The organism is Streptomyces marispadix, from assembly GCF_022524345.1.
GTDB lineage: Bacteria > Actinomycetota > Actinomycetes > Streptomycetales > Streptomycetaceae > Streptomyces > Streptomyces marispadix.
The window spans coordinates 4,585,066-4,608,639 of sequence record NZ_JAKWJU010000002.1 but is presented as its reverse complement, the minus strand read 5'-3'; the positions used below and the strand labels follow the sequence as shown (position 1 = coordinate 4,608,639).

At 69.8% G+C, this 23,574-nt stretch carries 17 protein-coding genes, 2 pseudogenes and 1 riboswitch; of the genes and pseudogenes, 6 read left to right on the top strand and 13 right to left on the bottom strand.

Annotation, left to right across the window (positions count from 1 at the left end):
• Nucleotides 1-259: 259 nt before the first annotated feature.
• From MMA15_RS19395 to MMA15_RS19375, 5 genes and pseudogenes are all read right to left on the bottom strand, one after another.
• Nucleotides 260-1,361: pseudogene (locus tag MMA15_RS19395) on the bottom strand (SIS domain-containing protein).
• Nucleotides 1,362-1,416: 55 nt separating this feature from the next.
• A complete protein-coding gene (locus MMA15_RS19390; RefSeq protein ID WP_241061415.1) occupies nucleotides 1,417-3,102 on the bottom strand; it encodes a glycoside hydrolase family 3 N-terminal domain-containing protein in 1,686 nt (561 codons plus the stop codon).
• 272 nt (nucleotides 3,103-3,374) lie between these two features.
• Entirely contained in the window at nucleotides 3,375-4,199 is an 825-nt protein-coding gene (locus MMA15_RS19385; protein WP_241063302.1) for a carbohydrate ABC transporter permease, read from the bottom strand.
• Between the two features lie 131 nt (nucleotides 4,200-4,330).
• Nucleotides 4,331-5,383, bottom strand: coding sequence for a carbohydrate ABC transporter permease (locus tag MMA15_RS19380; RefSeq protein WP_241061414.1), 1,053 nt, complete (start codon nucleotides 5,381-5,383; stop codon nucleotides 4,331-4,333).
• 119 nt (nucleotides 5,384-5,502) lie between these two features.
• On the bottom strand, nucleotides 5,503-6,771 hold the full coding sequence (locus MMA15_RS19375; RefSeq protein WP_241061413.1) for an extracellular solute-binding protein: 1,269 nt from the start codon (nucleotides 6,769-6,771) through the stop codon (nucleotides 5,503-5,505).
• A gap of 330 nt (nucleotides 6,772-7,101) precedes the next feature.
• Between MMA15_RS19375 and MMA15_RS19370 the strand changes: the two genes are divergently transcribed.
• From MMA15_RS19370 to MMA15_RS19345, 6 genes are all read left to right on the top strand, one after another.
• Nucleotides 7,102-7,896, top strand: coding sequence for a GntR family transcriptional regulator (locus MMA15_RS19370; protein WP_241061412.1), 795 nt, complete (start codon nucleotides 7,102-7,104; stop codon nucleotides 7,894-7,896).
• 279 nt (nucleotides 7,897-8,175) lie between these two features.
• Nucleotides 8,176-8,550, top strand: coding sequence for a DUF3311 domain-containing protein (locus tag MMA15_RS19365; RefSeq protein ID WP_308290568.1), 375 nt, complete (start codon nucleotides 8,176-8,178; stop codon nucleotides 8,548-8,550).
• Nucleotides 8,547-10,166 carry a monocarboxylate uptake permease MctP gene (gene mctP, locus MMA15_RS19360; protein WP_241061411.1) on the top strand — a complete coding sequence of 540 codons (1,620 nt, stop codon included), beginning with the start codon at nucleotides 8,547-8,549 and terminating at the stop codon, nucleotides 10,164-10,166. Before MMA15_RS19365 ends, mctP begins: the two co-directional genes overlap by 4 nt.
• A 100-nt stretch (nucleotides 10,167-10,266) precedes the next feature.
• On the top strand, nucleotides 10,267-10,767 hold the full coding sequence (locus MMA15_RS19355; RefSeq protein WP_241061410.1) for a GNAT family N-acetyltransferase: 501 nt from the start codon (nucleotides 10,267-10,269) through the stop codon (nucleotides 10,765-10,767).
• A gap of 120 nt (nucleotides 10,768-10,887) precedes the next feature.
• Nucleotides 10,888-11,061: riboswitch (cobalamin riboswitch) on the top strand.
• Between the two features lie 131 nt (nucleotides 11,062-11,192).
• A complete protein-coding gene (locus MMA15_RS19350; protein ID WP_241061409.1) occupies nucleotides 11,193-13,631 on the top strand; it encodes a ribonucleoside-diphosphate reductase subunit alpha in 2,439 nt (812 codons plus the stop codon).
• Complete coding sequence (locus MMA15_RS19345; RefSeq protein ID WP_241061408.1) at nucleotides 13,622-14,683, top strand: ribonucleotide-diphosphate reductase subunit beta; 1,062 nt, start codon at nucleotides 13,622-13,624, stop codon at nucleotides 14,681-14,683. The genes MMA15_RS19350 and MMA15_RS19345 overlap by 10 nt, the downstream gene beginning before the upstream one ends.
• A 174-nt stretch (nucleotides 14,684-14,857) precedes the next feature.
• On the opposite strand, the gene MMA15_RS19340 is transcribed toward MMA15_RS19345, so the two are convergent.
• From MMA15_RS19340 to MMA15_RS19305, 8 genes and pseudogenes are all read right to left on the bottom strand, one after another.
• Nucleotides 14,858-15,397 (bottom strand): hypothetical protein, encoded by a 540-nt coding sequence (locus tag MMA15_RS19340; RefSeq protein ID WP_241061407.1) that lies wholly within the window; start codon nucleotides 15,395-15,397, stop codon nucleotides 14,858-14,860.
• Nucleotides 15,398-15,451: 54 nt separating this feature from the next.
• Nucleotides 15,452-16,201, bottom strand: coding sequence for a D-Ala-D-Ala carboxypeptidase family metallohydrolase (locus tag MMA15_RS19335; protein ID WP_241061406.1), 750 nt, complete (start codon nucleotides 16,199-16,201; stop codon nucleotides 15,452-15,454).
• Nucleotides 16,202-16,600: 399 nt separating this feature from the next.
• Nucleotides 16,601-17,260 carry a peptide deformylase gene (gene def / locus MMA15_RS19330; RefSeq protein WP_241061405.1) on the bottom strand — a complete coding sequence of 220 codons (660 nt, stop codon included), beginning with the start codon at nucleotides 17,258-17,260 and terminating at the stop codon, nucleotides 16,601-16,603.
• A gap of 280 nt (nucleotides 17,261-17,540) precedes the next feature.
• Nucleotides 17,541-18,539, bottom strand: a complete 999-nt coding sequence (locus MMA15_RS19325) for a tetratricopeptide repeat protein (RefSeq protein ID WP_241061404.1) — start codon at nucleotides 18,537-18,539, stop codon at nucleotides 17,541-17,543.
• Nucleotides 18,540-18,750: 211 nt separating this feature from the next.
• On the bottom strand, nucleotides 18,751-20,079 hold the full coding sequence (locus MMA15_RS19320) for an HD-GYP domain-containing protein (RefSeq protein ID WP_241061403.1): 1,329 nt from the start codon (nucleotides 20,077-20,079) through the stop codon (nucleotides 18,751-18,753).
• A 281-nt stretch (nucleotides 20,080-20,360) separates the two neighbouring features.
• Nucleotides 20,361-21,720, bottom strand: a pseudogene (locus MMA15_RS19315) (HD-GYP domain-containing protein); the annotation flags it as partial.
• Between the two features lie 420 nt (nucleotides 21,721-22,140).
• Entirely contained in the window at nucleotides 22,141-22,584 is a 444-nt protein-coding gene (gene rsrA, locus MMA15_RS19310) for a mycothiol system anti-sigma-R factor (protein ID WP_241061402.1), read from the bottom strand.
• Nucleotides 22,581-23,246, bottom strand: a complete 666-nt coding sequence (locus MMA15_RS19305; protein WP_241063301.1) for a sigma-70 family RNA polymerase sigma factor — start codon at nucleotides 23,244-23,246, stop codon at nucleotides 22,581-22,583. The genes rsrA and MMA15_RS19305 overlap by 4 nt, the downstream gene beginning before the upstream one ends.
• Between the last annotated feature and the right edge of the window lie 328 nt (nucleotides 23,247-23,574).

Sequence of the window (23,574 nt, the reverse complement as noted above, 5' to 3'; positions counted from 1 at the left end):
TCGTCTCGTGATGAAAAACAGGCATGGCATGGACAGACAAGGTGGTCTAGTCCACAATGAACCCGTAGTAACAAAGGCTTCTGTCCTCCCCGCACAGGAGGACAGAGAGAGGCCCGGACGTCGTCTGCCCTGATTGCGCCGGGTCTCCGGCATCGGGCTGCGGTGCCGGGCGGGTTGAGGGTCCCGCCCCGGCGCCGTGGCCCGACGTGTGTGGGCCCGCCGCCCGTCGTATCCGGCCGGGCGGTCCCCGCGGGCGGTCTCAGCGGGTCTCGGTCACCTTCGCCAGCGCGCGGGGTGAATCCGGGTCCTGGCCCCGCGCGATGGTGACCTCGTAGGCCAGCATCTGGAGGGGAATGATCTCCAGGATCGGCTGAAGTTCCTCCGGCAGACCCTCGGTTGGCAGCGCGAAACCGGCCGACGCCCTGTCGACCTCCTCGCGGCTGCCGATGACCACCAGGTCGGCGCCCCGGTCGCGCAGCCGTCCGAGGACGGGCTGGAGCGCCTCGCCGCCCTTGCCGTCCGTGACGACGGCGATCACGGGCGAGATGTTGTCGACCATGGCGAGCGGGCCGTGCAGCAGATCGGCGCCCGAGTACGACAGCGCGGGGATGTAGCTGGTCTCCATCAGCTTCAGCGCCGCCTCCTTCGCCGTGGGATAGCCGTATCCGCGTGAGGTCAGCACCATCCGCTCGGCGAAGCGGTAGCGCGCGGCGAGCGCCTTGATCTCAGGCTGGCGGTCCAGCACCGACTGGGCCAGATCCGGGAGCAGTTCGGCCTTGCCGGCGCCCTGGCCGCCGCGCATGCCGTCCACGAAGAGGTACAGGGCGAGGAGTTCGGCGGTGTACGTCTTCGTCGCGGGCAGCGCCTTCTCCGTACCGGCCAGCACATCGATGTGGTACTCGCTGACCTCCGCCAGCGGCGACGCGGAGTTGTTCGTGACCGCCAGGGTGAGGGCGCCCGCCTCGCGTGCCGCCTTCGTAGAGGCCACGAGGTCGGGGGAGCCTCCCGACTGGCTGACGGTGACGACGAGGCAGTCGGTGAGATCCGGCCTTGCACCGTAGGCGGTGGTCGTGGACATCGACGTCAGTCCGCACGGCTTGCCCAGCAGGATCTCCAGCAGATACTTCGCGTAGAGCGCGGCGTTGTCGGACGTGCCGCGCGCCGTCAGCAGTACGAAGCGGGGGCTGCGGGCGGCGACCTCCTGGGCGATCTCACGGATCCGCGGCGCCCCCTCGTCGAGGATGCGCCGCAGCACGGCCGGCTGTTTCGGCCATCTCGCCGGACATCACGCGGCCCGGCGCGCTGCCGGTCCGTTCCGTCGACGAAGACTGCTCGGGGGTCGGTGCCGACGTGGCGGACATGGTGGCTGCCTCCAGTTGAGGTGTCGGGGTGTGGGCGGGCACGTGCCGCGGGACGTCAGCCGCCTGCGGCCTCACCGGCGATGACCTCGGCGGCGGCCCGTCCGCATACGCGAGCGGCTCCATGGGTGGCGATGTGCAGCGCTCCCGAGGGCGGCGCCTGCGGCACTCCCATCTCGACCACGACGGTCTCCGGGCGTGCGGCGAGCAGGGCCTCCAGGGCGTCGGCCATCCACGGATGACGGTGCACGTCGCGTACCACGGCGACGATCCTACGGTCCGCCGCATCGGCGAGCACGCTTGCGACCAGTGCGGACTCACCGCCTGTGGCGGCCGTGCCGCCCGTGGTGCCCGTGCTGCCCGTGCTGCTTTCGCCTTCGCCGCCGTCGGGTCCGTATGTTCCGGCGGCCGTGCCCGGCAGCAGCCGTGCGAGTTCGGCGGCGACTCCCCAGGGGGTCTCCCCGCCTACGGCGATGTTCGCGGCCGGGGTGAACGAGGCGACGAACGGGGGCTCGGTGAGCGGCTGCCGGGCTCGACGGGCGCCGCCGCCGGATGATCCGTGGCCGGGCGTCTCGCCGCCGGACGTCTCCTTGCCGGGGTCCGCCTGCGGGACGGTGACGGTCAGGGCACGGCGGGCGGCTTCGAGGCCCACGTCGGGGGCGCTGCCGGAGGCGCGGTGTGCAGCCGGGGGTGCGGGGGCCTCCGCCGCCGTGCGCGCGTTCCTCGTCCAGCGCGCGAGCGCCCGTACGCGTGCCGCGGCGTCCGCGAGGCGCTGCTCCGTCAACTCGCCGTCCCGCACTGCCTTTACGAGTGCGTCGCGCAGCCGCAGGACCGTCTCCTCGTCGGACAGTCCCCCGCCGACACACAGGGCGTCGGCCCCGGCCGCGACGGCGAGCACGCTGCCGCGCTCCAGGCCGTAGGTGCCGGAGATGGCCTGCATCTCCATGCCGTCGGTGACGATCAGACCGGTGTGGCCGAGGCCGCCGTCCTCACGTGACGCGCGTAGCAGACCCATGAGGGCCGCCGGGCTGAGCGTGCCGGGCAGTGCCTCGTCCAGGGCGGGCAGCAGGATGTGCGCGCTCATCACGCCCTTGGTACCGGCGTCGATCGCCGCCTGGAACGGGACGAGTTCACGCTCGCGCAGCGTGTCCATGTCCGCGTCGATGCGGGGCAGGGCGTGGTGGGAGTCGACCGCGGTGTCGCCGTGCCCGGGGAAGTGCTTCACGCAGGCCGCGACGCCCGCCGCCTGTAGTCCCTCCACGTACGCCACGGTGTGCCGGGCCACGAGCCGCGGGTCGTCGCCGAAGGAGCGGACTCCGATGACGGGGTTGTCGGGGTTGGAGTTGACGTCGGCGGACGGGGCCCAGTTGAGGTTGACGCCGCACGCGGCCAGCCTGCGGCCGAGTTCACCGGCCACCGCACGCGTGAGACCGGTGTCGTCGACGTGACCGAGGGCGAGGTTCCCTGGGAAGGACGAGCCGGTGCGGGCCTCCAGGCGAGTCACGTCGCCGCCCTCCTCGTCGATCGCGACCAGCACCTCGGGCCGTACCTCGCGGAGTTGGGCGGTGAGCGCGGCGAGCTGCTCCGGCGATTCGATGTTCCGCCCGAACAGGCCCACGGAGGTGAGCCCTTCGGCGAGCTGCCGCAGCAGCCAGTCGGGGGCGCTGGTGCCGGTGAAGCCGGGCTGGAGCACGGTGAGGGCGTCGCGGGTGAGGCTCTCGGTGCCGGTGGCGAGCGTGGTCATGTGGCGCATTGTCCCTTCGCTGGAGGCCCTTTGCCGGTAGATCGGTCGTGGCTCGTGCTGAGGCTCGTGTGGCGCGCGTGCTTGAGGCTGGTGCTTGTGACTCGTTGCTTGCGAGGCTTGCGAGGCTTGTGGGGTATGCCTGATCGGCTTGCCCGCGGTTCGTCTGCCTTGCGGATCGCCCTCCGCTCGTCGTGTGCCCGGGAGTTGACGCCGTACGGCCCTGCGCCGTGGGCCGGGGCCGGGGTCCGGGACCGGTTCCGGGTAGGTACGGCCTATCCCTTCACGGCACCGGCCGTGAGCCCGCTGACGGCCTTCCGCTGCAAGTAGAGGAAGAGCAGCAGTACGGGCAGCGCGAACAGGGACGCGGCGGCCATGGTGGCGCCCCAGTCGTCCCCGAACGCCGTCTGGAATCCCGACAGCCACAGCGGAAGGGTCTGGGCTCCCGCGTCCTTGTTGAGGATGAGCACCATCGGGAACTCGTTCCAGGCGGTGATGAATCCGAAGAGCGAGGTGGCCATGAGCCCGGGGGCGAGCAGCGGGAAGATCACCCTGCGGAACGCCTGTGCGCGTCCGCAGCCGTCCACCATCGCCGACTCCTCCAGTTCCTTCGGTACGGCGGCGACGTAGCCGCGCAGCGTCAGCACCGTCAGCGGCAGCACCATCGCGGTGTAGAAGAGCGTGAGCGGTACGAGGCTGTCGAGCATCTCCGCGTCGCGCACGGTCATATAGACGGCGATGACCATGACCTCCCAGGGCGCCATCTGCGCGATCATGAAGATCAGCACGATGCTTCTGCGTCCCGCGAAGCGCATGCGCGCGAGAGCGAACGCGGCGAAGAGCGCGACGAGCAGCGCGAATCCGACGGCGAGCAGCGTCACGGTGACCGAATTGCGCACCAGCGTGAGGAAGTTGTCGGCCTGGACCGCGGTGGCGAAGTGGTCGAGCGTGGGACGTGACGGGAACCAGACCGGGGTGTCGCTGAGGACGTCCCGGTCCGGTTTGAACGCCGTGTTGAACATCCAGTACACGGGGAAGACGAAGAACGCGAAGAGCACGAGTGCGGTCGCGTTCGGCCAGAGGCCGGCCCAGACGCGCATGCGCCCGCCCGTCCGCGCGGGCGCGGACGCCGGTGCCGGCCTCGCCGCGCCCCCGGCGTTCACCGAACCCCCGGTCTGCGACGCACCTTCGTGGTTCACCGGGTTGCGGCTCTCCACCGCGTCGGCGGCTTTCACTTCTCGCCCTCCTCTTGGCGCATCACCGCGCGCAGGTAGTACGACATCAGCGCCAGCAGGATCACGATCGTGAGGACGGAGACGGCCGCGCCCGTGCCGTAGTGCTGGTTGCCCACGCCCTCTACGAAGGCGTAGACGGGCAGGGTCTCGGTGAGACGGTCGGGGCCGCCCTCGTTGACGGCGAAGACGTGCGGGAACGCCTTGAATATCCAGATCACTTCGAGGAACGTCGTCACCAGCAGGAACGGCTTGAGGAACGGCAGCGTCACCGTGGCGAAGCTCTGCGCGGCGCCCGCGCCGTCCAGTGCCGCCGCCTCGTAGAGCTCTCCGGGGATCGTGGTCGTCGCGGCGTAGAGGTTGATCGCGACGAACGGCACCGACGTCCACACGAGGAGCAGCGAGATGACGAAGAACGTGGAGAGCTGTCCGCCGGTCCAGTTGAAGCCCGCCATGGAGTGCCAGCCCAGGGCGTCGAGCACCCAGTTGACGACGCCGAAGCGCTGTGCGAACAGCCACTGGTAGACGGTCGTCGCGGCGATGACGGGCATCGCCCAGGCCAGTACGAGGCCCGCGCAGAGCAGCAGCCGCATGCGCGGTCCGAGTCTGGCGAGCAGCAGTCCGGTAAGGGTGCCGAACACCATGATCATCACGACGTTGGCGGCGGTGAAGAGCACCGACCGCAGGGTGACCCGCCAGAAGTCCGAACTGCCCAGCGTCGTTCGGTAGTTGTCCCACCCGGCCCACTCGGTGACGTGCTGGATGAGCTGCGTCATGTTGAGGTTCTGGAAGGACAGCAGGCCGTTCATCAGCAGCGGCCAGCCCAGCAGCACTGCGGTGGCCGCGAGCGCGGGGAGCAGCAGCAGATACGGAAGGGCGCGTGTGCCGCCGCCGTCGCTCCCGCCTCTGCGTCCGCCCCTGCCGTCGGCGTCGCCCTTGCCGCGGACTCTCGCGCCGCTGCTCTGCGGACGGCTGCTCTGCGGGCCGCCGTTGGACGTGGCGGACGGCGTGCCCCGCTCCGCCTGCGGCGTGTCATGGGTTCGCACTGACATCTCTGCTCCAGCTCGGCTCAGTCGGTCGTAGAGCCCGGGCCCGGGCTGCCGGTGTGCCGGCAGTCGTGCCACCCCCTCCGGCAACACGACTGCCTGCACCCCGGCAGCCCGGCGGGACGTCACTGCTTCTGCGACAGCCTCTTGTTGAACTCGTCCTCGACGGAGGCGGCAGCGGCGGCGTGCGACTTCCCCTTGAGCACGGCCGTCATATAGCGCTTGACGGGGTTGGGCGGGTTCTCCACGGCCGCCCACTGCGGGATGAGCGGCGTCAGTCCGCCGCCGGCGACGGCGGGTGCGGCGGTCTCGGCGGCCGGGTTGCCCTCGACCTTCTTCTGGAGGGACTCCTTGTTGGGGATGACGCCGCCCTCCTCGGCGAGCGCGCCCTCGAACTCGTCGGACAGCGCGATCTTGAGGAACTCCCTTGCGAGTTCCTGCTTCTCGCTGCCCGCGGCGACGGCCAGATTGGAGCCGCCGAGGAAGACGCCCTCGGGCTTGCCGGCCTTCTCACCTGGGATGGTGAAGTACCCGATGTCCTTCTCGATCTTCGGATTGGCCTTGATCGCGGTCGCCGCCTCCCAGCCGAGCCCGATGAAGGCGCCCGTCTTGCCCTTGGCGAAGACCTCGGCCTGCTGCGGTGTCGCCTCGTCCTTGTCCTTGGGCGCCTTCGAGTACGACGCGTACTTCTCATAGGTCCTCATGGCGGCGCCGACCTTGGGGTTCGAGAGGTCGGACACCCACTTGCCGCCCTGCTTCCTGACGAGGTCTGCGTGCTCGCCGATGAGGAGGCCGTCGAAGAAGTACCAGTTCTGGCCGGGGAGATAGAGCGGTTCGGCGTCGGTCTTCCGCTTGATGGCGTCGAGGGCGTCGAAGAACTCGGCGCGGGTCTTCGGGGTCTTGTCGACGCCCGCCTCCGCCCAGATCCGCTTGTTGTAGATGACGGTGCGGTTGACCGTGTACCAGGGGGCCGCGTACTGCTTGCCGCCGTAGACGGCCGACTTGTTGACGGACTCCGTCCAGTCCTTGCCGATCGTCTTCCTCAGATCGCTCAGATCGGCGAGGCCGCCGGTCTTCGCGTACGCGGGTGTCTGGGTGTTCCCGACCTCCACGACGTCCGGCGGCTCGGGTTCGGAGAGCGCGGTGGTCAACTTCTGCTGGATGCCGTTCCACTGCTGCACTTCGAGCTTCAGCTTGGCGCCGGTCTTCTTCTCGAAGGCCGCCTTCACGTCCTTCTGCCACTTCTCGGGCGTCGAGCCGTCCATGGCCCAGAGCGTCAGCGTCTGCCCCTTGAAGCCGTCGGCACCGGACTTGCCCTCACCGCCCGGCCCGCAGGCGGCAACACCCGCCGTCAGAGCCGCGATCACGGTCGCGGCGACGAGTCCTCGTCTCACGGCATCCTCCCCAACGGACTGCTTGAACTGGTCTAATGGTTTAGACCAGTTCGCAGCTTGGCCTAGACCTATAAGGGTGTCAACGGTGCAGAAACCAAGCCGGGGGTTCCGTTATCGGAACGACATCTGGGCGCGGGAGTCCCGAGAGCCCGACCCCGTGCCACGATGTGAGCCGCGAAGTACAGCCGGAACGGCGGCCGGAGAGCGCAGCACCTCCCAAGACGCCGCCGCATCCGGTGCCGTGACCGAAGCCGCGCACAAGGCGCCACGCATCGCCTGCGCACGGAGGAAGCCGGTGACGGCAGCACGACTCGAGCGGGAAGGCAAGCCATGAGCACGGACGGGGGCGCGGTCACAGCCGCGGCGGAACCGGAGTCCGGAAACGGCAACGGCGCGCGGACCACGCGCGTGCCCAAGTACTACCGGCTCAAGCGGCACTTGCTGGAGATGACGGAGACGATGCCGCCCGGCACTCCCGTCCCGCCGGAGCGCACTCTGGCCACCGAGTTCGACACCTCGCGCACGACCGTGCGCCAGGCCCTGCAGGAACTCGTCGTCGAGGGACGGCTGGAGCGCATTCAGGGCAAGGGCACCTTCGTCGCCAAGCCGAAGGTCTCCCAGGCCCTCCAACTCACCTCGTACACCGAGGACATGCGCGCACAGGGCCTGGAACCGACGTCGCAGTTGCTCGACATCGGCTATGTCACCGCCGACGACCGCCTCGCCGACGCCCTCGACATACCCGCGGGCGGGCGCGTGCTGCGCATCGAGCGGCTGCGTCTCGCCAGCGGGGAGCCGATGGCGATCGAGACGACCCATCTCTCACAGCGGCGTTTCCCGGCGCTGCGGCGCAGCCTCGTGAAGTACACCTCGCTCTACACGGCACTCGCGGAGGTGTACGGCGTCCACCTCGCGGAGGCCGAGGAGACCATCGAGACCTCGCTCGCCACTCCCCGGGAGGCCGGGCTGCTCGGCACGGACGTGGGCCTGCCGATGCTGATGCTCTCGCGGCACTCGCTCGACACCGACGGGGAGCCGGTGGAGTGGGTGCGCTCGGTCTACCGGGGGGACCGCTACAAGTTCGTCGCCAATCTCCAGCGCCCGCATCACGGACACAACGGCTGACGGGTGTCATAGCCCCCGTAGGGCACATAGACCTCGCACCGCTCTTTACGGCTCGAACGCGGCTCGGTTCGCATTCCGTGCGTACCGCTCTTCACGGCACGGAACGCTACGAAATCGCTTGCCTCGGCGCCTGCTTTAGCGCCGTCCGCGGCAACCGCCGCCGCCTCCCGCACAAAAGGTGCCGTTCCGTTATCCGTGCAGGTAGTGACGGAGTGCGAAGCGCTCGTTTAGATTTCCTGCGCGTCTCGACAGGAGTTACCCGACGGACGGAGTTGAGGCATGCCAGCGCCACCCGAAACACCTGAGACCGCGACGCAGTCGCCGTCGCACTCGCCCGTGGTCACGCCGCTGCGGGTGGCCGTCGGAGTGTGCCTCTTCCTGCCGTTCGTCGCGCTGATGTGGGTCAGCTCGTACTCGCGTACCGAACCCACGCTCGGCGGGCTGCCGTTCTTCTACTGGTACCAGATGCTGTGGGTGCTGGTCTCGGCCGTGATGACGGTGGTCGCGTACAAGCTCGTCCAGCGTGACGAGGCGAGGCGGCGAGCCGCGGCCGGAACCGGAGGGGCCGGCGCGGCAAGCGCGGCCGACGGAACCGAAGCGGCGGACGCGGCAGACGGAAGCGACGCCGACGGCGGAGAGGACGGTGCCCGATGAGCGGGGTCAACGGAGTGGCGCTGGCCGTCTTCGTCTTCTTCTTCGTGCTCGTCACGGCGATGGGCTTTCTCGCGGCACGCTGGCGCAAGGCCGAGAACGCCGACAGCCTCGACGAATGGGGCCTGGGCGGACGGAGCTTCGGCACCTGGGTCACCTGGTTCCTGCTCGGCGGCGACCTGTACACGGCGTACACCTTCGTGGCGGTTCCGGCGGCGATCTACGCGGCGGGCGCCGCGGGCTTCTTCGCCGTCCCGTACACGATCCTCGTCTACCCGCTGATCTTCACGTTCCTGCCGCGGCTGTGGTCGGTCTCGCACCGGCACGGGTACGTGACGACGTCGGACTTCGTGCGCGGCCGGTTCGGCTCCAAGTCGCTGGCGCTGGCGGTCGCCGTGACGGGCATCCTCGCGACGATGCCGTACATCGCGCTGCAACTCGTCGGCATCCAGTCGGTGCTGGACGTCATGGGCATCGGCGGCGGCGAGTCGACGCACTGGTTCATCAAGGACCTGCCGCTGCTGATCGCCTTCGCGGTGCTGGCGGCGTACACCTACTCCTCCGGGCTGCGGGCGCCGGCGCTGATCGCCTTCGTCAAGGACACGCTGATCTACATCGTCATCGCGGTGGCGATCATCTACATCCCGTTCAAACTGGGCGGTTTCGACGACGTGTTCGCCAAGGCCGGCGACGCCCTGTCGCAGACCAACCCGGCCACGGGCAAGCCGAAGGGCGAGGTCGTCACCAGCTCGCCCAACCAGTGGGCGTACGCGACGCTCGCCTTCGGCTCCGCGCTGGCGCTCTTCATGTATCCGCACTCGATCACGGCGACGCTCTCCAGCGGCAGCCGCAACGTGATCCGTCGGAACACCACGATCCTGCCGCTGTACTCGCTGATGCTGGGCATGCTCGCACTGCTGGGCTTCATGGCCATCGCGGCGGGCATCAAGGTGAAGAACGGGCAGCTCGCGATCCCGCAGCTCTTCGAGAACATGTTCCCGAGCTGGTTCGCGGGCGTCGCCTTCGCCGCCATCGGCATCGGCGCGCTCGTACCGGCGGCCATCATGTCGATCGCGGCCGCGAACCTCTTCACCAGGAACATCTACAAGGACTTCCTCCGCCCCGATGCGACCCCCGAGCAGGAGACCAAGGTCTCCAAGATCACGTCGCTGCTGGTGAAGGTCGGCGCCCTGATCTTCGTCCTCGGGATGGACAAGACGGTCGCGATCAACTTCCAGCTCCTGGGCGGCATCTGGATCCTCCAGACGTTCCCGTCGCTCGTGGGCGGGCTCTTCACCCGCTGGTTCCACCGGTGGGCGCTGCTGGCCGGCTGGGCCGTCGGCATGGTCTACGGAACGGTCACGGCGTACGGCGTCTCCTCGCCGGTGCAGAAGCACTTCGGCGGCAGCAACGACGTGATCCCCGGCATCGGGGAGATCGGGTACATCGGCCTGACCGCGTTCGTGCTCAACGCGGTGGTCACGGTGGTGCTCACCTTCGTACTGAGGGCCGTGAAGGCACCGGACGGAGTCGACGAGACGCGTCCCTCGGACTACACGGCGGACGTCGGAGACCCGGGCGTACAGGAGGAGTTGCCCGCGCCGACCGGCGCGCACTGAGAGAGCGGGAGCCCTCCCTCCGCACAGTCCGGACTGCGCACGATCGCATGCCTCGCCCCACTGACACCCGATTGTCAGTGGGGCGAGGCATGCTCGTTCCATGGACATCACGATCAGACCGGCTCGCGACGAGGAGCTGGACGAGGTCGGCGAGCTGACCGCGGAGGCGTATCTACGGGACGGGCTGCTGGACTTCGGCGAGGACGACCCGTATCTGGACACACTGCGGGCGGCCCGGCGCCGTGCACTGCACACGGAGGTGCTGGTCGCCGCGGAGGCCGCGTCGGAGCGAGTGCTCGGCGCGGTGGCCTTCGTCGGCGACGGCGGGGAGTACGCGGACATCGCGGGCCCGGGCGAGGGCGAGTTCAGGATGCTCGCGGTACGGGCCGAGGGGCGCGGTCGCGGGGCGGGCGAGGCCCTGGTGCGGGCATGCGTCGAGCGGGCGCGTGAACGGGGCCTGAGACGGCTGCTGCTGTGCAGCCACGAGCGGATGACGTCGGCGCACAGGCTGTACGCGCGGCTGGGCTTCGTACGCATACCGGAGAGGGACTGGGAACCGCTTCCGAGCATGGCGCTGCGGGCGTACGCGCTCGAACTGTGAGCCGGGGCCGACCGCGGGTGAAGCGCGCGGTCGCCAACCAGGCGGCCCGCGGACCGAGTTGCGAACCAGTCCAAAGAGCAGAACCGGTCGACACAATATGTGGGGGCGACTGGCGCTCTCCACTACTAGATGTATGCTCGTGCTCGCTGCCGCGCAGGGGAATCCGGTGTGAATCCGGAACTGTCCCGCAACGGTGTGCGATGTGGTGCTTCGCTGCCCTCCATGGCCCCGCCATGACGGGCGGCACCGCCGCCTCGTCGCGAGTCCGAGTGCCTGCCGGCCGTGTCGACAGACGTCCGGGTCCCGAGGGTTGGGCCGGTGGACGCCGCAAGGCATGCCGCTGAGCGATGCGGCATGCCCGCGCGCCCGCCTGTGCGCTCCCCCGGTGACCGGTGACCTGACCCGAGCGAGGGAGAGCACATCCCGTGACCATCGCACCCGCATCGCCACCCGGCTCCGCCGCGCCGCCTCACGTATCCGGGCAGCCCGCCGAGGACGGCGCGCTGCTGCACACCCTGACCGAGCTGGCCGCCGATCTTCCCGGCACCGATCCCCGGCGGGTCGCCGGAGCTGTGCTGCGCGGACGCCGACAGGACGCAGACGAGGCCGAGTCGAGGTCGCTCGCCGCGGAGGAGGCCGCCGGGCTGATCGGCGAGGAGCCCGCCTACTCGCGGCTGGCGGCCCGGCTGCTCACGCTCGCCATCCGCGAAGAGGCCCGCGGCCAGGGCGCGTCGTCCTTCTCGTCCTCCATCGCCACGGGGCACCGCGAGGGCCTGATCGCGGACCGTACGGCCGCGTTCGTACGGACCCACGCGGCCCGCCTCGACGCCCTCGTGGAGGAGGCGGTCGAATCGGGAGCGGACGACCGCTTCGGCTACTTCGGGCTGCGGACGGTGCATTCGCGGTATCTGCTGCGCCATCCCACGACGCGCCGGGTGATCGAGACGCCGCAGCACTTCCTGCTGCGCGTCGCCTGCGGGCTCGCCGACGGCGACTCCGCACAGGCGGCGGACGAGGTCGCGGAGTTGTACGGGCTGACGAGTTCGCTGGCCTATCTCCCCTCCTCCCCCACGCTCTTCAACTCCGGTACGCGGCACGCCCAGATGTCGTCCTGCTATCTGCTGGACTCGCCGAAGGACGAGCTGGACTCGATCTACGACCGCTACAAGCAGGTGGCGCGGCTGTCGAAGCACGCGGGCGGCATCGGCCTGTCCTACTCCCGTATCCGTGCCCGCGGTTCGCTGATCCGGGGCACGAACGGGCACTCGGGCGGCATCGTGCCGTTCCTTCGCACTCTGGACTCCTCGGTGGCCGCCGTGAACCAGGGCGGCCGTCGCAAGGGCGCCGCCTGCGTCTATCTGGAGACCTGGCACGCGGACGTGGAGGAGTTCCTGGAACTGCGCGACAACACCGGCGAGGAGGCCCGGCGCACCCACAACCTCAATCTCGCGCACTGGATTCCGGACGAGTTCATGCGCCGCGTGGAGGCGGACGCCGACTGGTCGCTCTTCTCGCCCGTCGACGTGCCGGAGCTGGCGGACCTCTGGGGCGGGGAGTTCGACGACGCCTACCGCAGGGCGGAGGCGGACGGCCGTGCGGTGCGCCGGGTGCCCGCCCGCCGCCTGTACGCGCGCATGATGCGCACCCTCGCCCAGACGGGCAACGGCTGGATGACCTTCAAGGACACCGCCAACCGCACGGCGAATCAGACGGCGAAGCCGGGCCGCACCGTGCACTCCTCGAATCTGTGCACGGAGATCCTGGAGGTCACCGACGACGGCGAGACCGCCGTCTGCAATCTGGGTTCGGTCAATCTCGCGGCGCATCTCGGCGAGTCGGGCGCTATGGACTGGGAGCGCCTGGACGCCACGGTGCGTACGGCGGTGACGTTCCTGGACCGTGTCGTCGACATCAACTTCTATCCCACAGAGCAGGCAGAGCGCTCCAACTCCCGCTGGCGCCCGGTCGGTCTGGGGGTGATGGGCCTCCAGGACGTCTTCTTCCGGCTGAGGCTGCCCTTCGACTCGGAGGAGGCACGGCGGCTCTCCACCCGTATCTCCGAACGGATCATGCTCGCGGCGTACGGGGCCAGCGCGGACCTCGCCGAGCGGCACGGGCCGCTGCCTGCCTGGGAGGAGACCCGTACCGCACGCGGCGTGCTGCACCCCGACCACTATCCGCGGGCGCGACCGGCCTGGCCGGAGCGCTGGTCGGCCCTTCGGGAGCGCATCAGCCGTACGGGGATGCGCAATTCGCTGCTGCTGGCGGTCGCGCCGACGGCGACGATCGCGGCCATCGCGGGCGTCTGCGAGTGCATCGAGCCGCAGGTCTCGAACCTCTTCAAGCGGGAGACGCTCAGCGGCGAGTTCCTCCAGGTGAACACCTATCTCGTAGCGGAGCTGAAGCGGCTCGGGCTGTGGGACGAACGCACTCGCGAGGAGCTGCGGGAGGCGGACGGATCGGTGCAGGACCTCCGCCGGGTCCCCGCGGAGGTGCGTGAACTCTTCCGTACGGCATGGGAGTTGCCTCAGCGCTCGCTGATCGACATGGCCGCGGCCCGTACCCCGTATCTCGACCAGAGCCAGTCGCTGAACCTGTTCATGGCGGCGCCGACGATCGGCAAGCTCAGCTCGATGTACGCCTACGCATGGAAGAGCGGCATCAAGACGACGTACTACCTGCGTTCGCGGCCGGCGACGCGCATCGCACGGGCCGCGGGCGCAGCGGCGGCAACGGCGACGGCGGGGGCTGCCGCTGCTTCGGCGGACGCCGAGCCCCCGCACGCGTCCGTGCCGCCCCCGCATGGCGCCGACGCCGCCACCTGCTCCCTGGAGAACCCCGAGTCCTGCGAGGCATGCCAGTGACGACCAGCGCCAAGAACACCGACGGCGGCCGCGCGGGGAATCTGCTCGACCCCGGCTTCGAGCTGACCCTGCGGCCGATGCGCTATCCCGGCTTCTACGACCGCTACCGCGACGCCATCAAGAACACCTGGACCGTCGAGGAGGTCGACCTCCACTCCGACATCGCCGACCTCGCCAAGCTCACGCCCGGCGAACAGCACATGATCAGCCGCCTCGTGGCCTTCTTCGCCACGGGTGACTCGATCGTGGCGAACAATCTCGTGCTCTCCCTCTACAAGCACATCAACTCCCCGGAGGCGCGCCTGTATCTCTCCAGGCAGCTCTTCGAGGAGGCGGTGCACGTCCAGTTCTACTTGACGCTGCTGGATACGTATCTGCCCGATGTGGACGAGCGTGCGGAGGCGTTCGCGGCCGTCGAGAACATCCCGTCCATCAGGGAGAAGGCACAGTTCTGCTTCCGCTGGATGGCGGCCCTGGAGGAGGGCGAGGGCGAGGAGCGGATCGAGCGGCTGGAGAGCCGCTCGGACAGGCGGCGCTTCCTGCTCAACCTCATCTGCTTCGCCGCCTGCATCGAGGGGCTGTTCTTCTACGGTGCGTTCGCCTACGTCTACTGGTTCCGCTCACGCGGCCTGCTGCACGGGCTGGCGACCGGCACCAACTGGGTGTTCCGCGACGAGTCGATGCACATGTCCTTCGCCTTCGACGTCGTGGACACCGTCCGCGAGGAGGAGCCCGAACTCTTCGACGAGGAGCTGGAGAAGGAGGTGACGGAGATGCTGGAGGAGGCAGTCGAGGCGGAACTGCAATTCGCCCGCGACCTCTGCGGCGAGGGGCTGCCCGGGATGAACACCGAGTCGATGGAGCAGTATCTGCGTGCCGTCGCCGATCAGCGGCTCGTCCGGCTGGGCTTCCCCGCCCGCTACGGCGCCAGGAATCCGTTCTCGTTCATGGAGCTTCAGAACGTGCAGGAGCTGACCAACTTCTTCGAACGGCGAGCCTCCGCCTATCAGGTCGCCGTGGAGGGCTCGGTCGCCTTCGACGACGACTTCTGACGGCGCCTGGCCTGGCCGGGCCGGTCCCTTCAGACGGCCTCCCGGCAACTCGCCCTATCCGCTTGGGAGTACGGGAACAGCAAGGGGGCCGCGCTCCCCGCGCGGCCCCCCGGACCTACCGACCCGGCCCCGTCAGCCGTCCGTCATGAGTCCTTGGCTGTTCGTCCGGCTCGCTCAGCCCTTGCCGCCGCTCAGGCAGCCGCCGCAGTTGTGGAACGTGACGTCCCAGTGGTTGCCCTCGTCGAAGTAGATGTTCCCCGACCCGGACTTCCACTTGTTGCCACCGATGGAGGTGAAGGTGTTCTTGACGTAGCTGCTGAGGCAGCCCGTCATGTGGAAGTCCAGCTTGTAGCCGTTCCAGTGGCTGTAGGTGCCGCTGGCGTGGCCCGTCTCGGTGCCGCCGGTGACCGTCAGGTCGCACTTGCTGGCGCCCTTGAGGGTGATCGCACCGTCGATCGTCGCCGAGTTGACCTGGTCCAGCGAGGTGCAGCTTGAGTTGTTGCGGTCGGAGCAGCCGCCGCTGGAGGTGATGCCGATGCCGGCGTCACCCAGCTTCTTCGCAGCCGCGGAGTGGCTCATCTTCGCGAGCGGAGCGGCTTCCTTGGCCTTCGCGGGCTCGTCTGTGGTCGCCTCCGCCACATATGCGGTGGAGAAGATCGCGAGTGCCATCGCCGAGGCGCCGACGGCCGTCCGCAGAGCGATCTTTCGGTTCATGGGGGGTTGGTTTCCTTCCTGAGTCAAGCTGTGCCGAGCAGATGTGGTGCCGGGTCAGTTGGTGACGCCGCAGTCAGGCGCGTCCCAGTACTTGCTTGAACGGTGGTCCACGTGGGTGTGGTCGTCGTGGGCGGGGAAGCCCGGCCCGAGAATGCCGTGGAACCCGCGGTTGCGCGCTTCCTTGGCCATGGCGCACAGCGAGTGCGCCCCTGCGCCGAGGTCGGCCGAGTCACCGAAGAGATGACGGCTCGAAGGAGCGCCGCCCACCTGGTCGTTGCAGGCCTTGGAGCGGAAACCGCTGGTGACGCGGAGCGGCTTGTCGCCCATGGCGTGCCGCATGGCCTCCAGCTTCCACATGGTGCGCAGGGCGTTGGCCTTGGCCTCCGAGGCGCTGACGGCTCCGCCGCTCCAGTCGGAGTTGCAGTTGTTCAACTCCGCGTAGGAGAAGTGGGCAGGCGTGCAGTCGTCGTCCTGCAACTCGTAGATCTTCTTGTACGTGGCCGCGTCGGCCTTGCCGGTCTCGCTGATTCCGTACGCCTTCTGGAAGCGGGAGACGGCGGCCTTGGTGGCCGGGCCGAACTTGCCGTCGACGGAGATGACTTCACCGCTCGCCGGGTATCCGGAGATCCGGACCTGGAGCTGCTTGACGTCGTCCCCGGAAGCGCCCTCGGCGAGGTCGCGGTTCCAGGTGAAGCAGCCGTCCGTGGGGGCTGCGGGCCCGGCGGTCGCCACTGCCGTGCCCACCAGGACTGCTGCCGCGACCATGACAAGCGCCAGTACGGCTCTTACCGCACGTCGGGGCATGGTGGCCTCCATATTTTGTGGGGAGTGGCAACAGAGCTTGTCGTGACAAAGAGAACGCGTCAACAACTGTCAAAAAGTGCCAATGGACGAGGCCACTGGACTCCGAACTCCCCTGGCGCGCATCCGTGCAGGCCGGAGCCCCCGGAGAACGGAACGACCGCCGCCCGGCACCATCGGCACCGGGCGGCGGTCGCCCGTGACACGTTATGTCTGTCATGTTTGGAGGCCGCCACGCGTGATGCGTGAGCGAAGTCCCTGCGCCTCGACCGCACCCCGAACGGGGATCGCGCGGCGGAGGCCCGGCGCACGGTCCCGATTCCGCTTGCGGGACCCGGGGGTGGCCGGAACCGCGGCTGGACCGCGGCGAGGGCCGTACGCGCCCCAACGCCCCGCTGCGTCTCAGTCGTTGGGCACGGTCTCATATCTCGGAGTGCCCTCCGCCATCTGCCGGAGAGCGTCCTTCCGCTCACGCTTCGAGAGCCGGTCGATATAGAGGTAGCCGTACAGGTGGTCCGTCTCGTGCTGGAGGCAGCGGGCGAAGTAGCCGGTGCCCTCAACGGCGATGGGCTTGCCCTCGGCGTCCTGCCCGCGCACCACCGCGTAGTCGGGGCGCGCGAGCGCCTCATAGGCGCCGGGCACCGACAGACAGCCTTCGTTGGAGTCGTCCAGGCTGCGGCGGGAGGCGGGGAGTTCGTCGAGTACCGGGTTGCAGACCGCGCCGACGTGGCGCACTCCCTCGTCGTCCATGCAGTCGTAGACGAAGACCTTCAGATCGACGCCGATCTGGTTCGCCGCGAGGCCGACGCCCTCCGCGGCACGCTGGCTGGCGAACATGTCGTCGATGAGAGAGGCGAGTTCGTCGTCGAAGGAGGTGACGTCCTTGCACTCCTTGTGCAGCACCGGGTTCCCCACGACGGTGATCGGGCGTGCGGTGCCACGCTCACGGTGGGCGGTCTCGCGCGCCTCGCAGTCCCTGGTGTCGTCCACGAAGCCGGACCCGGCGGTGCCGGTGCCACCCGTCACGGACTCCCCGCTGATCTCCTGCTGCTGTCGCGCCATTCCGCCGCTTGCCTTCCTCGCCACGTGAACCGTCGCCCCACAGCGTAGCCGGAGGTGCGGTGCCGTCGTCCGGGAGCGCCGGGGCCGGGCCGTCGGGTTCGAGCCCGTTCTGTCAGGTTCGAACGGGACGCGTCAGGTTCGAAAGAAACCCGGCGCCACCGTCCCGGCAGACGTCTCCCGACAGGCCGTCTCCCAACAGGCCCGTCTCAGCGGACAGTCTCAGCGGGCTGCCTCAGCACCGTCTCAACTCGCCGTCTCAGCACCGTCTCAACTGGCCGTCTCAGCAGACCTCTTCGAGATCCCGCCACTCGCGGCTGTCCGGACTGTCGGCGACCCAACTGTCCAGCAGCCCGCGTACGAGACCGCCCGGCGCGGCCAGTCCGCACTCCCGCTCCGGCACCCACAGTTCCCCGGGCCCGCCCGGAGCCATATGCCCCAGCGGCCCCGGATGCCCCGGCGAGCTGTGGTCGTGCGGATCGACGTGCACCGAGCCGTCGCCCTCGTCCGCGGGCATACGGCTCTCCGAGCACGTGCGGCACAGCAGCCGTACGGACGACGACCAGTCCTCGGCGGCGAACCCGGCGTCCGCGGCGAGCCGTTCGAGCGCGTCGCGGTCCGACTCGGTGGCCGCCTGCAACAGCACCACCCAAGTCGGCACGGGCGAGGGAGCCCACAACTCGATCTCGTCGAAGACCGGATAGGTGGGGCCGCCCGCCGTGGTGCGCTCGCCGTGCGGCACTCCGTCGTGGAGCACCACTTCGCCCCAGCGGCGCCCCGAGGACGGCAGCGGGATGCTCTGCACCTCGATGCGGGCGGGGTCGATCCGCCTGCCCCATACGACCTCGGCCTCGCCCTCCGGGGAAAGCCGCACGGCCGCGCTGCCGAGCTGCATGCCGGTCGGTTCGGCGACCGCCGCGGACTGCGACTGCCCGGGTACGCGAAGTCCGTACGCCTGCCAGGCCCGGCGGGCCAGCGGCCAGTCCTGGAGCGCGGTGGCGGCGATGCCCACGTTCCACCAGTCGGGAGCGCCCGTCTGCCGCTCCAGCAGTGCCACGGCCCTGAGACCGGCCGTACGGGCCTGCTCCCAGTCGTGCCGGAACTTGTGCAGCAGGGCGAGGTTGAACCAGGACTCCGAGAGCCACGGTTCGAGGTCGGCGGCCTGCGTGAGCAGTTCGTCCGCGTCCTCGTAGCGCCCGTCACCGATGAGCGCGAAGGCACGGTCCGTCGCCTGCCGCCACGTAGCGGAGGGACGGTGCCTCACCTTGCCGAAGATCCTCACGATGTTTCCGCCTGATTCCCGCCTGTCGATCGGCTGCTGTCGGGTTCGCTCCCGCTGCCGCGCTCTGTCCTGCGGCTGTCTGTCATACGGCTCTCGCGGGGAGCGCCCACCGGCCCTCCCACGGCCGCTCGGTATCCCTTTCGAGCACGGTGTGTGCCCTGTTCGGAGTTCCCCTGTCGCATCCAACCATGCCCGTACGACGGCCTGCTCACTACCCGGCCCCACCCCTCGCCCCTCGCGACACCACGCGTGACAGGGCCTCCACGACGCGTGGTTCGAAGTCGTGGGCGGACCCCAGTCGCAGCCGCTCCAGCGCTTGCAAAGACCCCTCGACGGAAGCCTTCCCGGCGACCATGTCGTCATACGCGTTGACCGTGCGGACGATACGCGCCGTAAGCGGCTGTTCACGGAAAGGGTCCGCCTGGCGTTCGACCACCACGGCGACTTCGGGCGCCACCCCGGTCTGCCGTACGACCGCGCCGCCCAGCAGCGCGATCCGGCGCTGCAACCCGGGGTCGAGGGATTCGGTGGCGCCCGAGTCGACCGGGTCGACGAGTGAGAGCTGCCCGATGTCGTGCATCAGCGCCGCATACTCCAGCACGGTGAGCTCGGGATGGGTCAGCCCCAGCTCGCGCCCCACGGCACAGCTCAGTTCGGCGACTCTGCGTGCGTGGCCGTGCGGGGTGTAGCCGGCGACCTCGGTGGAGCGCGCTAGGGAGGCGATGGTCTGCCGGTACGTGGCGCGCACCGTCGCATAGCGGCGGAAGGAGAACAGCGTCAGCAGCAGCGGCACACAGAAGACGGGCAGCGCCCACAGCCCCACGACGGCCACGGCGAGCGCGATGACGGCCCCGGTGGCGCCGATGGCCGGAGCTATGCCGACATGGGTGCGTAGCTGGGCGCGGAGCAACGGCCCGAAGGGACGGCCTGTGCCCGAGCGGTCCGAAACGGAACGCCCTGCACCGGGATGGCTTGAGCCGAATCGGCCCGCACCGGGGCCGCCCGGGCTGTTCGCGGCGAAGACGGCGGCCAGCACGGCGTCGCACAGCCCCGTCACCAGCGTGACGGCCAGCAGACAGAGCGCGTAGTACGAGCCGTGCCCCAGCCAGTGCGTCAACGCGCCCGAGTTGAACAGGGGTTGGAAGCAGGTGGCGGCGAAGCCCACGGCGAGCACTCCGCGCACCGCGTGGTCGGGTTCGAGGGAGGGGCCGAGCGCGGCGCGCGGCGCGTGCCCCGCGAGCCCGGCGACGATCACGACGGCGACGACCTGCATCACACCGTGCGTGGTGCGCTCGCCGCCGACCTCTCCCAGCAGTGCGTAGCCGAGCGCTCCGGCCGCGGCGAGGGGCGCGCTCGTAGGGGTGCCCTCGTCGTGCTCGCCTCCGGGCAGACGTACGCGAAGGGACTCCCCGACCGCGATGACCGCCGCGAAAGCGAGGGCCACCCAAGGCTGTTGAAGCCCGTACGCCAGGGTGGAACCGAGGGCGGCGCACGCGAGGGCGACCGCCGCGACGCGGCACAGCGCGGTCAGATGTCTCATGCCGGGGGACGCACCGCATCTTCCTCGGCGACGGAGTCCGGGGTATGCGCCGTGCCGGCTCTGCCGGCGATGCGGCCGCTGCCGGCAGAGGAGCCCGAACGGCGATCAGCGCCGGAACCGGAAGCGGAGTCAGCGTCGGGGCCCGGGACGGAGCCCGAAGCGGAGGCGGAAGCGCCCGGGACGGAGCCCGAAGCGGAGTCGGCGGCGGGCCCCCGGAACGCACCGTGCCCGGTATCCACCGACCCGGCGGCGCCTGTCGCGACCGCTTCGTCCTGGTCACGCGCTGCCGGTACGTTTCGCCCCGGCACCTCCGCTCTCGCCGGTCTTCCCGTTTCCCAGGGCCGGTCCGTCGTGACCGCGGGCGACCACTCCTGACGGTCGAGGGCGCCGGCCAGCGCCCGCACCATCCGCGGGTCGAACTGCGTGCCCGCGCATCGCTTCAGCTCCGCGACCGCCGCGCTCACGGGCCGCCCCCGCCGGTAGCTACGTGTGGAAGTCATCGCGTCGAAGGCGTCGGCCACCGCCACCACCCGTGCGAACTCCGGGATTTCGGCACCCGCCAGTCCGAACGGATAGCCGCTGCCGTCCAGTCGCTCGTGGTGGTGCAGGATCGCGTCGCGTGCCTCGTCGAGGAACCCGATGCCGCGGACCATCTCGTGCCCGTACTCGGGATGCAGCTCGATCACGCGCCGCTCCTCCGGAGTGAGCGGGCCCTCCTTGCGCAACAGGCGCGTGGGGACGCCGAGTTTGCCGATGTCGTGCAGTATGCCCGCGAAGCGCAGCGCCTCCGTCCGCTCGTCGTCCATGCCCAGTTCCCGTGCGATCAGCACGGAGGCGCGGCCGACGCGTTCGCTGTGGCCGCGCGTATAGCGGTCCTTGAGGTCGACGGCCTGCACCAGGGCCCGGATCGTGGCCTGATGGGCTCCCCGTTCACGGTGGTACTGGGCGAAGACCCAGCAGCAGATGTACATGGGCAGCAGCACGAAGAACGCCGCGGCCGGTCCGTACGAGCTGCGCCACAGCACGGCCATCATCAACCCGACGAAGCCGTGCAGCAGATGGGGCGCCACAGCACGCTGTAACTGCCCGCGCCACGCCGCACGCAGCGCACACCGCTCGGCGGCGACGAGGATCGCGCCGTCGAGCGCCGTGACGACCGCGCAGAAGGTGAGCGCCGCGGCGGCCGCCGCCGGGCAGCACCGCCGGGAAACCCGTCCCGCCGAGGTCGGGCACGGTCACGCTGCCGCCCAGCACGCTCCACACGTGTGCGGACGTCCAGGAGGCGAGGGCGAGTTGGGCCGCGTGCCACACCCGGCGTGCAGCGGTGTGACCGGGCGCGACATGCCCGATGAGCGCTCCCGGCACCGGTACGAGCGCTGCGGCAGCCGCGGGGGTGAGGAACACGGCGGTCAGCAGCACCGGGAAGAACGCGCCCATGTTCCCCGGCACCTTGTGCCCCATCAGCGGGCAGCGCGGGGCGAATTCGCAGATCGCGTAGAGCGCGGCCATCGGCAGCAGCACGCCCCATTCGAGGCGTACGGGGTCCGAGAGAGCGGGAGCCGCGCAGACCAGCACGCCCGCCGCGGCAGCCGCGATGAGCACACGCGCCACCGACGGCAGGCGGGCTTGCCCTGCACGCATCGGTGACTCCTCCCCGTACCACGGTGGAAGGGGAGAATAGGACGGACGGGACGGGAGTGGGGCGCCAACAGCCCAATGCTCCTCAGGTGACCGCAAGTTCTCACACCTTGGAGTGAGAAGACACCAACGAGCAGACAGGAGCGGCCCAACTCGCGTAGTGGAGGGCCGACTTGCACGAGGCTCCGCGAGGCGGCGAAGACCCGGCTCGCTCAAGGACGGTGCCGACTCGCCTGCGGCGGGCGAGAGATGGGACGCGGCCACGAGGCGGCTCGGCCCTTCGGCGGCCCAGGGCACGAAGCGGGCCCCGACGCTCGCTGAACGTCGGAGCCCGGAGGTGCACCGCTGCCGCGGACCGAACAGGCGCCGTGTCTGGCGCACTCGCACGTCATCACGTACTGCTGCGTCAGGCGAACTTCCGCGTCACGCGTACTTCTTGCGCCCGGAGACCGACTGGGTGGACGCCTCGGAGGCCGGTCCCGACGCCGCCTCGGAGGCGGCCTCCGCCTGTGCCGAAGCCGACGGGGCGCCAGGGCCGCCAGAAGCCGTACCGCCGCGGGCCTCCGTGTCCGACTCGGCCCGCTCGCCCGGGACTTCGGCCTTCGCAGCCTCGGCCGCACGGATCAGCTCGATACGGCCCATCACCTTCGAGCGCAGGTCCGACGGCACGTCGTCATGGCCGCAGCAGCGCTTGACGAGCTTCTTGACCTCCTGTTCGAGGCCGTACTTCTCCAGGCAGGGCGAGCACTCGTCGAAGTGCTCCTTGAACTTCTCGCAGTCACTGTCCGGCATCTCCCGGTCCAGGTACTCGTAGAGGTGGTCGAGCACCTCCGAGCAGTCCGTCTCGTGCGGCTCTCCGCAGCTCATGAGCCCGAACCTTTCCCGTCGTGCGACTGCGCCGCGCCCGCGGGCGCAAGGCCCCGGTCACGCGCGTAGTCCTCCAGCATCCCGCGAAGCTGCCGACGGCCGCGGTGCAGCCGGGACATGACCGTACCGATCGGCGTCCCCATGATGTCGGCGATCTCCTTGTACGCGAACCCCTCGACGTCCGCCAGATACACCGCGATGCGGAACTCCTCCGGAATCGCCTGGAGGGCCTCCTTCACATCGGAGTCCGGCAGGTGGTCGAGCGCCTGCGCCTCGGCGGAACGCAGCCCGGTCGACATGTGCGACTCGGCGCGCGCGAGCTGCCAGTCCTCGATGTCCTCGGCAGCGCTGCGCTGGGGCTCGCGCTGCTTCTTCCGATAGGAGTTGATGAAGGTGTTCGTGAGGATCCGGTACAGCCACGCCTTGAGGTTCGTGCCCTCGCGGAACTGGTGGAACGAGGCGTAGGCCTTCGCGTACATCTCCTGCACCAGGTCCTCGGCGTCCGCGGGGTTGCGCGTCATGCGCAGCGCCGCCGAGTACATCTGGTCGAGGTAGTTCAGCGCATCACGCTCGAAGCGCGCACTGCGCTCCGCCTCGGTCTCCTGCCCGGCGCTGTCTCGCCCGGCGTTGCCGCCGTCTTCGGTCCCGGTGACCGGACCCACCTCCTCCGGTGCTCCGGCGAGCCCGACCGCGGACCCGCCCGAATCGGAGAATAGACGACGTTCCATCCCCGGCGCCGCCCCGGTCGCCGTCCCGCCGGCAAGCGCCACCGTGGCCCAGTCCAGGTCAGCGGCCTTCGGACGCTGCGGGCAAGCGACAGAACCCATACTGACGGCTCCCTAGGTCTCGACACTCTGACTGTGCTGTGAACACGTGGCCGCCGGGTGTTCATTCCCGGGCGCGGGCTCCGGGGGCTTACGCCCGCGGGCGCCCGCGATCCGGCCCACGGACATGCGGTCTACGGACGATCCGGTCCACGGGCGATCCGGG

Excerpts from the sequence above, each read along its gene's own strand:
- MMA15_RS19390 (WP_241061415.1), bottom strand. The coding sequence starts at position 3,102 with ATGACCACGCTCGCCACCGGCACCGAGAGCCTCACCCGCGACGCCCTC.
- MMA15_RS19385 (WP_241063302.1), bottom strand. The coding sequence starts at position 4,199 with ATGCGCGTCTGGGCCGGCCTCTGGCCGAACGCGACCGCACTCGTGCTC.
- MMA15_RS19380 (WP_241061414.1), bottom strand. The coding sequence starts at position 5,383 with ATGTCAGTGCGAACCCATGACACGCCGCAGGCGGAGCGGGGCACGCCG.
- MMA15_RS19370 (WP_241061412.1), top strand. The coding sequence starts at position 7,102 with ATGAGCACGGACGGGGGCGCGGTCACAGCCGCGGCGGAACCGGAGTCC.
- MMA15_RS19365 (WP_308290568.1), top strand. The coding sequence starts at position 8,176 with ATGCCAGCGCCACCCGAAACACCTGAGACCGCGACGCAGTCGCCGTCG.
- mctP (WP_241061411.1), top strand. The coding sequence starts at position 8,547 with ATGAGCGGGGTCAACGGAGTGGCGCTGGCCGTCTTCGTCTTCTTCTTC.
- MMA15_RS19355 (WP_241061410.1), top strand. The coding sequence starts at position 10,267 with ATGGACATCACGATCAGACCGGCTCGCGACGAGGAGCTGGACGAGGTC.
- MMA15_RS19345 (WP_241061408.1), top strand. The coding sequence starts at position 13,622 with ATGCCAGTGACGACCAGCGCCAAGAACACCGACGGCGGCCGCGCGGGG.
- MMA15_RS19340 (WP_241061407.1), bottom strand. The coding sequence starts at position 15,397 with ATGAACCGAAAGATCGCTCTGCGGACGGCCGTCGGCGCCTCGGCGATG.
- MMA15_RS19335 (WP_241061406.1), bottom strand. The coding sequence starts at position 16,201 with ATGCCCCGACGTGCGGTAAGAGCCGTACTGGCGCTTGTCATGGTCGCG.
- def (WP_241061405.1), bottom strand. The coding sequence starts at position 17,260 with ATGGCGCGACAGCAGCAGGAGATCAGCGGGGAGTCCGTGACGGGTGGC.
- MMA15_RS19320 (WP_241061403.1), bottom strand. The coding sequence starts at position 20,079 with ATGAGACATCTGACCGCGCTGTGCCGCGTCGCGGCGGTCGCCCTCGCG.
- rsrA (WP_241061402.1), bottom strand. The coding sequence starts at position 22,584 with ATGAGCTGCGGAGAGCCGCACGAGACGGACTGCTCGGAGGTGCTCGAC.